Origin of the sequence: Aliiruegeria lutimaris (assembly GCF_900099935.1) — a bacterium.
In the GTDB taxonomy this organism is placed as follows: Bacteria; Pseudomonadota; Alphaproteobacteria; order Rhodobacterales; family Rhodobacteraceae; genus Tropicimonas; species Tropicimonas lutimaris.
This window is the reverse complement of record NZ_FNEK01000009.1, coordinates 79,675-91,781: the sequence shown is the minus strand read 5'-3', so window position 1 is coordinate 91,781 and position 12,107 is coordinate 79,675. Positions and strand designations below refer to the sequence as shown.

At 63.3% G+C, this 12,107-nt stretch carries 14 protein-coding genes, 1 tRNA gene and 1 pseudogene; 10 read left to right on the top strand and 6 right to left on the bottom strand.

What is annotated here, in order from left to right; translation table 11 throughout:
• Positions 1-156 precede the first annotated feature (156 nt).
• From dut to BLR85_RS06435, 3 genes and pseudogenes are all read right to left on the bottom strand, one after another.
• Complete coding sequence (gene dut / locus BLR85_RS06445; RefSeq protein ID WP_170844468.1) at positions 157-606, bottom strand: dUTP diphosphatase; 450 nt, start codon at positions 604-606, stop codon at positions 157-159.
• Positions 607-745: 139 nt separating this feature from the next.
• Positions 746-1,051, bottom strand: a pseudogene (locus BLR85_RS30430) (IS481 family transposase); the annotation flags it as partial.
• 64 nt (positions 1,052-1,115) lie between these two features.
• Positions 1,116-1,598, bottom strand: coding sequence for a MarR family winged helix-turn-helix transcriptional regulator (locus BLR85_RS06435; RefSeq protein ID WP_093151908.1), 483 nt, complete (start codon positions 1,596-1,598; stop codon positions 1,116-1,118).
• A gap of 222 nt (positions 1,599-1,820) precedes the next feature.
• Between BLR85_RS06435 and ectA the strand changes: the two genes are divergently transcribed.
• From ectA to BLR85_RS06395, 9 genes are all read left to right on the top strand, one after another.
• On the top strand, positions 1,821-2,351 hold the full coding sequence (gene ectA / locus BLR85_RS06430) for a diaminobutyrate acetyltransferase (protein WP_093151992.1): 531 nt from the start codon (positions 1,821-1,823) through the stop codon (positions 2,349-2,351).
• 53 nt (positions 2,352-2,404) lie between these two features.
• Complete coding sequence (gene ectB, locus BLR85_RS06425) at positions 2,405-3,691, top strand: diaminobutyrate--2-oxoglutarate transaminase (RefSeq protein WP_093151903.1); 1,287 nt, start codon at positions 2,405-2,407, stop codon at positions 3,689-3,691.
• Between the two features lie 5 nt (positions 3,692-3,696).
• The gene (locus tag BLR85_RS06420) at positions 3,697-4,098 is read left to right on the top strand and encodes an ectoine synthase (protein WP_068310657.1); all 402 of its coding nucleotides are present in this window, start codon (positions 3,697-3,699) and stop codon (positions 4,096-4,098) included.
• A 3-nt stretch (positions 4,099-4,101) separates the two neighbouring features.
• The gene (locus BLR85_RS06415) at positions 4,102-5,520 is read left to right on the top strand and encodes an aspartate kinase (protein WP_093151898.1); all 1,419 of its coding nucleotides are present in this window, start codon (positions 4,102-4,104) and stop codon (positions 5,518-5,520) included.
• A 98-nt stretch (positions 5,521-5,618) separates the two neighbouring features.
• Entirely contained in the window at positions 5,619-6,632 is a 1,014-nt protein-coding gene (locus tag BLR85_RS06410; RefSeq protein WP_093151893.1) for an AraC family transcriptional regulator, read from the top strand.
• Between the two features lie 29 nt (positions 6,633-6,661).
• The gene (locus BLR85_RS06405; RefSeq protein ID WP_244520625.1) at positions 6,662-7,609 is read left to right on the top strand and encodes a LysR family transcriptional regulator; all 948 of its coding nucleotides are present in this window, start codon (positions 6,662-6,664) and stop codon (positions 7,607-7,609) included.
• Positions 7,610-7,704: 95 nt separating this feature from the next.
• The gene (gene wrbA, locus BLR85_RS06400; protein WP_093151888.1) at positions 7,705-8,328 is read left to right on the top strand and encodes an NAD(P)H:quinone oxidoreductase; all 624 of its coding nucleotides are present in this window, start codon (positions 7,705-7,707) and stop codon (positions 8,326-8,328) included.
• A 36-nt stretch (positions 8,329-8,364) separates the two neighbouring features.
• Complete coding sequence (locus BLR85_RS29035) at positions 8,365-8,529, top strand: hypothetical protein (RefSeq protein ID WP_170844467.1); 165 nt, start codon at positions 8,365-8,367, stop codon at positions 8,527-8,529.
• A 33-nt stretch (positions 8,530-8,562) separates the two neighbouring features.
• On the top strand, positions 8,563-9,465 hold the full coding sequence (locus tag BLR85_RS06395; RefSeq protein ID WP_093151882.1) for an EamA family transporter: 903 nt from the start codon (positions 8,563-8,565) through the stop codon (positions 9,463-9,465).
• Between the two features lie 76 nt (positions 9,466-9,541).
• Here BLR85_RS06395 and BLR85_RS06390 read toward each other — a convergent pair whose 3' ends face one another.
• The 3 genes from BLR85_RS06390 to BLR85_RS06380 all read right to left on the bottom strand — a co-directional run bounded on the left by BLR85_RS06390 (position 9,542) and on the right by BLR85_RS06380 (position 11,135).
• Positions 9,542-9,967, bottom strand: coding sequence for a DUF4345 domain-containing protein (locus BLR85_RS06390; RefSeq protein WP_093151878.1), 426 nt, complete (start codon positions 9,965-9,967; stop codon positions 9,542-9,544).
• Between the two features lie 33 nt (positions 9,968-10,000).
• The gene (locus BLR85_RS06385) at positions 10,001-10,828 is read right to left on the bottom strand and encodes an NmrA family NAD(P)-binding protein (RefSeq protein WP_093151874.1); all 828 of its coding nucleotides are present in this window, start codon (positions 10,826-10,828) and stop codon (positions 10,001-10,003) included.
• 233 nt (positions 10,829-11,061) lie between these two features.
• Positions 11,062-11,135 (bottom strand) — tRNA-Cys (locus BLR85_RS06380).
• Positions 11,136-11,412: 277 nt separating this feature from the next.
• Here BLR85_RS06380 and rpsD point away from each other — a divergent pair.
• Positions 11,413-12,033 (top strand): 30S ribosomal protein S4, encoded by a 621-nt coding sequence (rpsD, locus tag BLR85_RS06375; RefSeq protein WP_093151871.1) that lies wholly within the window; start codon positions 11,413-11,415, stop codon positions 12,031-12,033.
• Positions 12,034-12,107 lie beyond the last annotated feature (74 nt).

Genomic DNA, 12,107 nt, shown 5'->3' with positions numbered 1-12,107 from the left:
TCCTTGACGCGCGCGCCGCTGAACAGAATCAACCTCTGTCGATGGGAGACGCAACTCCACGATCGCGCCAAGAAAAGCGGTTGACGGTTGGCTGCAGCGCCGATCGGCAGGCCACGAAATCGGACAGGCGTATACCTTGTTCCGTCAGTTCGTAGTCTATTTGATTCCGGTCGATCCGAACCCGCCCGCGCCGCGCTCTGAATCACTTAACTCGGCAACTTCGACGGTCGGGTACCGATGAACATGTGCGATCACTGCCTGGGCAATTCGGTCGCCATGGCTGATTGTGAAATCCGCCTGCCCAAGATTGTAGAGCCCGCACATGACAACGCCGCGGTAATCTTCGTCGATTGTTCCCGGGCTGTTGGGCAGGATGATCCCGTGTTTCAGCGCCAGTCCGGAACGCGGTCGCACTTGCATCTCGGTGCCGGGAGGCAATTCGACGTGAAACCCGGTCGAGAACATCTGGAATTGCCCGCGTGTCAGTGTCACGGCTCCCTCGGGAAGAAACGCGCGCAGATCCATACCGGCGGCGCCGGAGGTTGCGTAACCGGGCAGGGGCAGATCGGTGTTTCCCTCCACGCGCTTGAACTTGATACCGGTCATGTCAATTGCTCCCGACTGCTGGATGAGGCGCACAGGTTGATGGCTGGCGCTTGAAGACGCCGAACCAGGACGAAAATCGCGGTGGCGCAGGGGATTGTCCAGAGCGGCGCAGTGTTTCGGGCCGAAATGCAGCAGGTAACCATGCGGGTCGCCGGTCGGCCTTGTCGACAAATTGGATGACCGCGAACTTGCTGGTTCGGTCGATGGCAGCCAGGGGATAGAGGTTGCCCTCAGCGGTCTGCACCTCGGCATTGCTGAATACGGACGAGCGCGGTTCCTTCGGACCGGTCTTGCGCTTCCGTCACTTCGCGACAGTCCTGGAGTTAATGGCAAGCTCCCGGCTCAGTTCCGCGGCCTAAGCCTGCGATCGCTGCGTTGCAGCTCTGACGGCGTGCGTGCTCGTGGCGCTGCCGTGGCGAATCTGTCCCTTAGTGCTTCCTTCCATTGCAATGAATGGATCGCACCATCAAACAGTGGGATCAAACGCTTGACCACGTGGCGCGTTCGGTTCACGGGTCCGCCGTAAGCTTGATCTCGCCGCTGTGGAGAACAGGGGAGGCGTCGATGTCGTCGGCATCGAGCATGGCTGCCACTCGTTCGAGGTTGGCCACAATCATGGCCTGTTCCCAGTCCTGAAGTTCAGAGAACTTTCGAACAAACCGCTGCTGGAGAGGATCCGGCGCTTCGCCGAGGGTCTGGCGTCCCTTTTGCGTGATGTTGATATCTGTCCGACGCCGGTCGAGCGCTGATTTCTCGCGCAGCGCCATGCCATCACGCACCAGCTTGTCCACGAGCGAGGTGACCGTGGCCTGCGACACGCGCATGCGTCGGGAAATCTCCTTGGCGGTCGTCTGGCCGGTTTCGGCAATGATCTGAAGCGCGCGGAACTGCACTGGCGTTATTCCGGCGACCTGTTTGAGTTCCCGTCCAAAAAGTTCCGTAGCCCGCAAGATACGGCGAAGGGCGATCAGGCTGCTGTCAAGACGATCCATCGTGAATCAGGTTCCTAAGGGTGGCTAAGTATATTTTGGACGGCTTGGTGGGGCAATCCTGTGTGTTATTCGATGATCAAAGCAAAAAATGCCTTGGTCTAGCTTCGAAATAATTTGGAATATGGGGCAAATTCCCTTTGCTGGAAGAAGTTCTGTTCGGCGGGTTGAAATTATCCCGTAATTATATTACTTCGAGTGTCAAAGTAAATGGAGGCCCCGACCATGCATACTGCCCGCGATATCGTCCGTCCCGTTTTGCCTGTCTTGCGCAAGCCGCGGGCTGCCGACGGCGCCGCGATCTGGAAACTCGTGCGCAACTGTCGGCCGCTCGACGAGAACTCGATGTATTGCAATCTCATCCAGTGCGATCATTTCGCCGATACATGCGTGCTTGCCGAAGTCCATGGCGATGTCGTGGGCTGGGTGTCGGCCTATGTCATGCCGAATGATCCCGAGACGCTCTTCGTCTGGCAGGTCGCCGTGGATGAGCAGATGCGCGGCTCCGGGCTCGGAGCTTTGATGCTGCAAAGCATCCTGACGCGTGATGCCTGTGAGGACGTTCGCCGTTTGCAGACGACCATCACCAGCGACAACGAGGCCTCCTGGGCGCTGTTTCGCAAGTTCGGACGTCTGCAAGGAGCCTCGCTCGACGTGCAGCCGTATTACACGCAGGCGTTGCACTTCCAAAACCGCCACAAGACCGAGAACATGGTTACCATCTCGCTCGCACGCGAGGTGGCCGACGCCGCCTGATGTGGCGTTTTCCGGTTATCACCATACCCATTCCTGAATTCGAAAGAGGTCGTATGTCTACGAAACCTTCCAAAATATCTGTGTTCAAACGCCGCGAGTCCGAGGCCAGAAGCTATTGCAGAGGCTTCGACACGGTCTTCACCAGCGCGCGCGGCTCGGAGATGACCGATGCCAGTGGACGCAGCTATGTCGACTTCCTCGCCGGTTGTTCCTCGCTGAATTACGGGCATAACGATCCCGACATGAAGGCCGCGCTGATCGACCATTTACAGGTCGACGGCGTGGCGCATGGGCTTGACATGCACACCGATGCCAAGGCCGCCTTCCTTGATGCCTTCTGTACCAACATCCTCGCGCCGCGCGGTATGGATCACAAGGTGATGTTCACCGGCCCAACCGGCGCCAATGCTGTCGAGGCCGCGATGAAGATCGCGCGGAAGGCGACCGGGCGCAGCAATATCGTTGCCTTCACCAACGGCTTCCATGGCGTGACCCAGGGGGCGCTTGCGGCCACCGGCAACGGTTATCATCGCGGCGGGGCAGGCACGACGCTGCACGGCGTCACGCGCATGCCCTTCGACGGATACATGGGCGATGGGTTCGACACCGCGGATCTGCTCGAAGCCATGCTGGAGGACAATTCTTCCGGGCTGGACATGCCGGCCGCGATCCTTCTGGAGACGGTGCAGGGCGAGGGCGGTCTGAACGCCGCGCGGCCCGAATGGTTGCGCCGGGTGGCGGAACTGGCGCGGTCCAATGGAATTCTGCTGATCGTGGACGACATCCAGGCCGGCTGCGGGCGTACAGGGTCCTTCTTTTCCTTCGACGGTATGGAGTTCACGCCGGATATCGTGACGATGGCCAAGTCGATCTCGGGCTTCGGCCTGCCGATGGGGCTGGTGCTGGTGCGGCCCGAGCATGACGTGATGGGGCCGGCGGAGCATAACGGCACCTTCCGCGGCAATACCCATGCCTTCGTGACCGCGCGGGTGGCGATCGAGAAGTTCTGGTCCGACGAGACGTTCCGCGCCGATATCGACCGTCGGGCGGCGCTCGTCGCGGATGGGCTGGAGATCATCGCCGGGATGATCCCCGGCGCGCGGCTCAAGGGGCGCGGCATGATGCGCGGCGTTGATGTTGGCTCCGGAATGCTGGCCGGAGAGATCTGTGCCCGCGCCTTCCAGAAGGGTTTGATCGTCGAGACCTCCGGGCCGAATGACGAGGTCGTCAAGATCCTCGCGCCGCTCACGACACCCGACGCGACCCTGCGCAAGGGGCTGAACATCCTTGTCGATGCGGCGCGCGACGTGATCGGGCAACAGAGCATCGCAGCGGAGTAACAGGCATGATCGTCAGGGATTTCAAACATATCGTCGAGAACGAGCGCGAACGCGTCACCTCTGACGCGCGTTGGACCAGCGTGCGCATGCTGCTGGCCGACGACAAGATGGGGTTCTCGTTCCACGTCACATTTCTCGAAGCCGGCTCGGAGCACACGTTCGAGTACAAGAACCATTTCGAGAGCGTCTATTGCATGCAAGGGACCGGTTCGATCACCGATCTGGCCACGGGCGAGACGCATTACATCCGGCCCGGCGTCATGTACGCGCTCGACAAGCATGACCGTCATATCCTGCGTGCGGAGGATGAGCTGGTCATGGCCTGCTGTTTCAACCCGCCCGTCACGGGGACGGAAGTGCACCGCGAAGACGGCTCCTATGCCGCACCGGAAGAGATCGAGGCCTGACAGATGACACATACGGTGGAGAAAATCGGTGGGACATCCATGTCCCGCCTCGATAGGTTGCGCGACACGCTCTTCATGGAGAATGGCAGTGCCCGCTACGGTCGCGTTTTCGTGGTCTCGGCGTTTTCCGGCATCACCAACCTGCTGCTGGAGCACAAGAAGACCGGCGAGGCCGGCGTCTATGCCCATTACGCCAATGCCGACGACGAGCATGGCTGGCACGATGCCCTGAGCCGGACCGCCGAGGCGATGATCGCCGCGCATGAGGCTGTGCTGGACAATCCCGGCGATGTCGAACGCGCCACGGCCTTCGTTCAGGAGCGCATCGAAGGCGCCCGCAACTGCCTGATCGACCTGCAACGGCTTTGCTCATTCGGCCATTTCCGTTTGAACACGCATCTGTTGCAGGTGCGCGAATTGCTTTCGGGCCTTGGCGAGGCGCATTCGGCGCTGGTATCCACGCTGATGTTGCAGCGCGCCGGGGTGAATGCCCGGCTGCTGGACCTGTCCGGCTGGCGCGACGATTCCGAACTGACGCTGGAGCAACGCATCGGTCGGGCGATGGACGGGGTGGACCCGTCACGCGAGATGCCCATCGTCACCGGTTATGCGCAATGCAGCGAAGGCTTGATGCGGGAATTCGACCGTGGCTATTCCGAGGTGACCTTCTCCCGGCTTGCCGCGCTGACCGGCGCGAGCGAGGCGATCATTCACAAGGAGTTCCACCTCTCGTCAGCCGATCCCAAGCTGGTCGGGGCGGAGAATGTGCGCAAGCTCGGGCACACGAATTACGACGTGGCCGACCAGATGGCGAATCTCGGAATGGAGGCGATCCACCCCTCGGCCGCGAAAACCCTTCGCCAGGCCGGTGTGCCGTTGCGGGTTGCCAATGCCTTTGAGCCCGAGGACCCGGGCACGATCATCGACGAGCAGCCGGCCGAAAAGCCGACAGTCGAGATCGTCACCGGGCTCGACATCATCGCGCTGGAGTTGTTCGAACAGGACATGGTGGGCGTGAAAGGCTATGACGCGGCCATTCTCGACGCCCTGACGCGGCATAATGTGCGGATCGTCTCTAAGGTCTCGAATGCGAACACGATCACGCATTACGTCGATGCCTCGCTCAAATCCATGCGGCGGGTCGAGAGCGACCTCTCGGCGCTTTACCCGCAAGCGCGGATTTCGGCGCACAAGCTGGCCCTCGTCTCGGTCATAGGGCGCGACCTCAGCGGGTTGCAGACACTTGCCCGCGGCATGCAGGCGCTTGGCGCCGCCGGACTGGAACCGCGTGGCGCGTGTCAGGGCCCGCGGAACGTGGACAACCAGTTCATCCTAGACCGTGCGGACAGGTCGGCCGCCATCCGGAGCCTGCACGCTGCCTTTGTCGAAGACAGCGAGGCGGGTTTCGCTCTCGTGGCGTGAACTGTCACGGGTACCACGGGAGGGGGTAGAGGCTGAGGTGCGGCCCCGTCGAGCCCGGGCTATGACAGCTACCTGCACTTCTGTAATAATGCATCTTCATGGGAACCGTTACCTCACTCTTCCTGCACAAGATGGTTGCAGCGGCCGGGGCCGATGTCGATCAGGCGGGGTTGCTGCGATCGGTCGGTCTGGATCCTGCAGGTGCCGCCGATCCGAAGGTCATGATCGAAGATACGGAGTACTACGCTCTGCTGGAGCGTATTGCCGCCGAGATTGACGTCACCGACCTGCCGCTGCGTACCGGAGCGTCGATGCGGCTCGACGACTACGGGGCGCTTGGGTTGGCCTTCAAGACGGCGACCACGCTTGACGGTTCCTACAGGCGGATCACGCGCTACGCCCGGCTCTGGACCAGCGTTGTCGAATACTCGCTGGAGCCAGAGGGTGAGAACACCTGGTTTCACCTGCACCGTGCCGGACCGCGCCGGCTTGGCCTGCGGCTTTCCAATGAAGCAACGCTGGCGAGCGCGACGGCAATTGCGCGCGAGGTGTCGGCTACCGGGTCCTTTTTCCCGCTTGAAGTGCATGTTCGGCATGCGGCGCCAAGGAGCACCGCGCCGCACGAGGTCTATTTCGGATGCCCGGTGGTCTTCGGCTCGGACCGGGATGCGCTCCTGATCGCGCGGGACGCCATGGCAAGCGCCAACCGGCTGGGCGACGGGGGGATTGCGCGTTTTCTGGAGCAACATCTGGAGCAGGAGCTCTCGGAGGTCACCGATCGTCAGTCCGTCGCCGAGCGCGCGCGGGACGTCATCGCCGATGCCCTGAGCGAGGGGCTCCCAAGGATGGAGGAGGTCGCGGGCCGGTTGGGATTGAGCGCGCGGTCGCTGCACCGGCGCCTTGCGGAGGAGGGTCTGAGTTTCAAACTGCTGACCGACGATACCCGCCGGGATCTCGCCCAGGGCCTGCTGCACGATCAGCAATATTCCATTGCCGAGATCGCCTACCTGACCGGGTTCTCCGAACAGAGCGCGTTCAACCGTGCCTTCAAGCGCTGGACCGGCGCGACTCCGGCCGGCTACCGGAACGGACGCTCTCTTTCCCGATCCTGAAATTTTGCCGAAGCGGTAAATTGCCGGGCGTGGCCGGGAAAAGCATCGACACCGCCCGCCGTGCCACCGAAAATGCGGCCATGGACAAGCTTTCGGTCATGAACGCCTATTGCCGGATCGTGGAGCGCGACAGCTTTGCCCGCGCGGCGGAGGATCTCGGCGTTTCGTCGGCGCTGCTCTCGCGCGAGGTCAAGCTGCTGGAAGAGAGCCTCGGTTGCACGCTGCTCACCCGCACGACGCGCGCCATGTCGCTCACCGATGCCGGGCGGCTCTATTACGAGGAGGCGATCGGGATCCTCGATGCAGTGGGTCGGGTGGAGGACCATATCCGCGAGGGCGCGGGGAGGGTCCGGGGTCACCTGAGGGTCAATGCCTCCAGTTCTTTCGGGCAGATGGTGATCGCGCCTGTCCTGCCGGCTTTCCTGGAGGCCTATCCCGACCTCCGCCTGAGGCTGTCGATGGACGACCGCGTGGTGGACATGGTCGAAGGTGGCTTCGATGTCTCCATCCGGGTCCGGCCGGCAATGCCGGATTCCTCGCTGGTGGCGCGGCGGATCGGGACCGTGCGTCAGCGGGTCTTTGCGTCGCCGGACTACCTGCTGCGCGCGGGCACGCCGCAGCGGCCAGACCATCTGCCGGAACATTGCATCGTCGGCTTCCTGCTGGCCGGGCACCTCACCGAGTGGGCGCTGACGGGGCCGGACGGGGGGCAGACCGTCTCCCTCGACCCGCTCGTGCGAGTCGGCAACAGCCTTGTGCTGCGGGACCTGCTGATTGCGGGGCAGGGGATCGGGACTTTGCCGGATTTCGTCTCTGACGGCCCCGAGGGGCGGGGAGAGTTGGTGCGTGTTCTGCCCGATCACGAACTGCCCGCACCGGAGATCTTCGCCGTGACCGCCTCGCGGCTTGACATGGACGCAAAGGTTTCGGCCTTTCTCGACCACCTGCGGGCCGCGCTCCGTACCGAGCATTCATAACCACACGTAAAGAATGATTTGCGCGCGGGCCGGTTATTCCGGACCGTCGCATCGCGCATCTTCCCGGCATCGCAACCCGAACCGGAGAAGATCCCATGCCCCGTATTCTCGTTCTCTACTATTCCAGCTACGGCCACGTCCGCGCGCTCGCGCAGGCCGAGGCCGAGGGCGCGCGCAGCGTTCCCGGCACCCATGTCGATCTGCGCCGTGTGCCCGAAACCGTGCCGGACGCCGTGCGGCAGAGCGCCGGATATCTCGATGACGACACCCCCGAGGCCGCGCCTGCCGATCTGGCAGAGTACGATGCAATCATTTTTGGCACGCCCACCCGCTTCGGCATGATGGCCGGGCAGATGAAGCAGTTTCTGGATCAGGCCGGCGCGCTCTGGGCGCAGAATGCGCTGGTGGGCAAAGTGGCCGCCGTGTTCGCTTCCACCGGCTCGCAGCATGGCGGCCACGAGGCGACGCTGTTGTCGACCCAGATCCCGCTCCAGCACTTCGGCATGCTGATCGCCGGACTGCCCTATAGCTTTGCCGGCCAGACTTGCCGCGATGGCATCATCGGCGGCGCGCCCTATGGCGCCGGCACCATTGCGGGGGCCGACGGTGCCTTGCAGCCGACAGAGACCGATCTCGCCGGCGCGCGTTTCCAGGGCGCCCATGTCGCGCAGCTTGCCGCCCGTCTCGCGGTGGCCACGCCTGCCCGTCAGGTCGCCTGATGCCCAGCAAACACGCCATCGGCACCTTCCACAAACATGAAAGCCTTTCCAATGCTCTTCCAGTTCCGCAGACTGACCGAAATCCGTCACCGGCGTCGCCCGCGCGGCGTGCCACGCGATCTCTCGCCACAGCAGATGCGCGATATCGGCCTCGAACCCGGGCCGGAACGGCCACTCATTGTCCCGCGCGCCCTCTGGTGAGCGCCGGTTGCAAGAAGAACAGGACATGACATCATGACCCGCCCGACCGACATTCTCATTACCGCGATGGCGCCCACCATCTGGGGCAGTACCTATCTTGTCACCACCGAAGCGCTTCCAACGGGCTATCCCGTCACCCTTGCCGTTCTGCGCGCATTGCCGGCGGGGCTGCTGTTGCTCGTCGTTACGCGCAGCCTGCCGCCTCGGGAATTGCTGGGCCGCGTTTTCGTGCTCGGGGCGCTGAATTTCGCCATCTTCTGGACGCTGCTCTTCGTCGCGGCCTACCGGCTTCCTGGCGGCGTCGCAGCAACGCTTGGTTCGCTGCAGGCGCTGATCGTGATCGGGATAGCGCGCGGTATCCTAGGAACGCCCATCCGCGCTCTGGCGGTCCTGGCGGCCATGACTGGCGTCACCGGCGTTGCCCTGCTGCTGCTCGGGCCTGACGCAGCGCTCGACCCTATTGGCGTTGCCGCAGGGATCGGCGGGGCCGCATCCATGGCCGTGGGCACCGTTTTCAGCCGGAAGTGGCAGCCGCCCGTGCACGCGCTGACATTCACGGCCTGGCAGCTCACCGCGGGCGGGGTGATCCTGTTGCCCTTCGCCCTGCTGTTCGAACCGCCGCTGCCCGCGCTCACCATAACGAATATCGCCGGGCTGATATGGCTCGGCCTGATCGGCGCGGCGCTGACCTATTGGCTCTGGTTCCGCGGTGTTGCGCGGATCGAGCCGGGGGCCGTTTCCATGCTTGGCATGATGAGCCCGGTCACCGCCGTGGTCCTCGGCTGGCTCTGGCTCGGACAGGCGTTGAGCCCAATGCAGGCCGCCGGCGCCGTGATCGTGCTCGGCTCGGTCTGGATTGGCCAGTTTGCCAACCGTCCCCGAGCCGATGCGTTTCTGGCGGTAACGGCCCGCTCCGCGCGCTCAAATTCGGCCTGACTGGTGCGTTTGGCCACGCCCCCGCCGCCGCTGTTGAGCGACGACGATTGCAGCCTTCCAAGGCAGGGACCAGACGTCAGACGGCTGTGACGTGGCGGCCGTCTCTGTCGAGAGGCGTGAGCCGACGGCGGAAGGCGAGCAGGCACAGTCCCGCGATCGCCAGTTCGATGACGAGGGCGCCCATAACGCTGCCCGAGGGCACACCGTCGGCAATGACGCCGACGAGCCGCCCGGCCGGGAAGGCGAGAAACACGGTCAGTGCCGCCACGATAGAGACCTGGCTCAGCTTTTCGCGCATTATGCCGGCCAGCATGAGGACGCCAAAGGCCGCGAGGCTGGCGGCCGGGGCGCGCAATTCGCTTCGAAGGTTGGGGTCGTTACCAAGAGTGATGCCGTAGCTGGCGTAGAAGGCCTGCGGCGCGAGCAGTATGAATGCGCCGATGCCAAGTGCCGTGACACCGGCAATACCGAGGGCGATCTTCTCAAATCTGGTGAGGGTCATGCAATGTCCTTTCAGGATCGAAGTTCTCGCAAGTCAGGCCGCAACCGACCAAGCGCCGGTGCTGGCCGTGGCCTTGGCGAAATCCGCAAAATCCCGCGGGGGGCGCCCAAGGGCACGCTGTACGCCATCGGCAAGGTTGGCATTGCGTCCGTCCAGCGTCTCGCGCGCGATCGCGGTGAAAACGTCGGCCACGAAGCCACCGCCCGCCTGCGCGATCTCGGCGTGGAAGTCTTCGAACGAGATCGGGACATGCTGGATAGGGCGGCCGATTGCAGCAGACAGTTCCGTGGCCATGTCGGCAAAGGTCAGGAGCCGCGGCCCCGTCACTTCGTAGAGTTCACCCCTGTGGCCCTCTTCCGTCAGCGCGGTCACCACGACATCGGCGATGTCGTCGATATCGATGATCGGCTCCCGGACGTTTCCACCCGGCATTGGCAGCACACCTGCCAGGATCGGATCGCGCAGGTATCCTTCGGAAAAGTTTTGCGCGAACCAGGCGGCGCGGACAATGGTGAAGTCCATGCCCGACTTGCGAACAACCTCCTCTCCCTGCCGGGCGTGGTGCTCCCCCCGTCCGGAGAGCAGAACGAGGTGCTCGACGCTCGCGGCCTTTGCGGCCTCGCAGAGAGCTTCCAGCTTTTCGACAGCACCGGGGAAGGCGAGATCTGGGAAGTAGGTGACATAGGCCGACCGGACCCCCTCCAGCGCAGCGGCCCAGGTTTCGGGTGCTTCCCAATCGAAGGGTGTTGCGGATTTGCGCGAACCGCGTCGGACCGGATGGCCACGCGCCTCCAATCGGGTGGCGACGCGGGAGCCGGTCTTGCCGGTGGCGCCAATAACGAGGATGGGACTTGTTTGCATGGGACTTGCTCCTTGGCTCGGGTTGTTGGCCAAGGGATAGAAGTCGCGCCGGGACGCAGTATTGACCGAGCTTGCCAGGTTTTTGACCAAACTTGCCAAATACCGGGTCGGAGAGCGGAGAGAGCCTTGCGAATGCGCCCCGGCCGCTGTCGTGCAGATTCCAAGCGACCTTAAAAAGGGGGCATGAAAGCGACCGCACGGCCGCGAAAATCGCGGAACATTTTTGAAAGTATTGGAGGCGAGTACCGGAATCGAACCGGTGTACACGGATTTGCAATCCGCTGCGTCACCACTCCGCCAACTCGCCGAAGTGTCATGGTTCTCTATGGTTTGACGGCAGCGGCGTCAACCGGGAAAGCGGGCGCGGTCGCAAAGATTGCGATGGGGCGAGGCGCCCCGCACGGCTTGACTCCCTGCCATAGCCGCAATAGAGAGCCCCAACCCGGCATTCGTGCCGGGCTATTCATTGGTGTTGGTGGCCCCCGCAAGGGGATGCCTGTCTCCCGCAAGGGAAAGGACAACGCCCTTCATAGGTGCCCCAGGCTTTTCGTTCACGGGCGCCGCGCTAACGAAGGAGATCAGCCGTGACCAAACGCACGTCTGCCAAGTACAAGATCGACCGCCGCATGGGCGAAAACATTTGGGGCCGCCCCAAATCCCCCGTCAACCGCCGCGAGTACGGCCCGGGCCAGCACGGCCAGCGCCGCAAGGGCAAGATGTCCGACTTCGGTCTGCAGCTGCGCGCCAAGCAGAAGCTGAAGGGCTACTATGGCGACCTGACCGAGAAGCAGTTCCGCCGTATCTATTCCGAAGCCGAGCGTGTGCGCGGCGACACCGGTGAGAACCTGATCGGCCTGCTGGAGCGTCGCCTGGACGCCGTCGTCTATCGCGCCAAGTTCGTGCCGACCATTTTCGCCGCCCGCCAGTTCGTGAACCACGGCCATGTGCTCGTGAACGGCAAGCGCGTGAACATCCCCTCCTACCGTGTCAAGGAAGGCGATGTCGTCGAGGTGCGTGACAGCTCCAAGCAACTCGCCATCGTGCTGGAGGCCGTCGGCCTCGCCGAGCGCGATGTGCCCGATTACATCGACGCCGACCATTCCAAGATGACCGCCACTTTCGTGCGCATGCCGGGCCTCGCCGATGTGCCCTACGCGGTGCAGATGGAGCCGAACCTCGTCATCGAATACTACGCTCAGAACTAAGTTCCGAACGTTTCGATCAGGCGGCCGCTCCGGGAAACCGGGGCGGCCGTTTTTCTTTGGGCCGAGGCAATCGT

Excerpts from the sequence above, each read along its gene's own strand:
- BLR85_RS06395 (WP_093151882.1), top strand. The coding sequence starts at position 8,563 with ATGACCCGCCCGACCGACATTCTCATTACCGCGATGGCGCCCACCATC.
- BLR85_RS06435 (WP_093151908.1), bottom strand. The coding sequence starts at position 1,598 with ATGGATCGTCTTGACAGCAGCCTGATCGCCCTTCGCCGTATCTTGCGG.
- dut (WP_170844468.1), bottom strand. The coding sequence starts at position 606 with ATGACCGGTATCAAGTTCAAGCGCGTGGAGGGAAACACCGATCTGCCC.
- ectA (WP_093151992.1), top strand. The coding sequence starts at position 1,821 with ATGCATACTGCCCGCGATATCGTCCGTCCCGTTTTGCCTGTCTTGCGC.
- BLR85_RS06420 (WP_068310657.1), top strand. The coding sequence starts at position 3,697 with ATGATCGTCAGGGATTTCAAACATATCGTCGAGAACGAGCGCGAACGC.
- BLR85_RS29035 (WP_170844467.1), top strand. The coding sequence starts at position 8,365 with ATGAAAGCCTTTCCAATGCTCTTCCAGTTCCGCAGACTGACCGAAATC.
- wrbA (WP_093151888.1), top strand. The coding sequence starts at position 7,705 with ATGCCCCGTATTCTCGTTCTCTACTATTCCAGCTACGGCCACGTCCGC.
- BLR85_RS06385 (WP_093151874.1), bottom strand. The coding sequence starts at position 10,828 with ATGCAAACAAGTCCCATCCTCGTTATTGGCGCCACCGGCAAGACCGGC.
- BLR85_RS06390 (WP_093151878.1), bottom strand. The coding sequence starts at position 9,967 with ATGACCCTCACCAGATTTGAGAAGATCGCCCTCGGTATTGCCGGTGTC.
- BLR85_RS06410 (WP_093151893.1), top strand. The coding sequence starts at position 5,619 with ATGGGAACCGTTACCTCACTCTTCCTGCACAAGATGGTTGCAGCGGCC.
- ectB (WP_093151903.1), top strand. The coding sequence starts at position 2,405 with ATGTCTACGAAACCTTCCAAAATATCTGTGTTCAAACGCCGCGAGTCC.
- BLR85_RS06415 (WP_093151898.1), top strand. The coding sequence starts at position 4,102 with ATGACACATACGGTGGAGAAAATCGGTGGGACATCCATGTCCCGCCTC.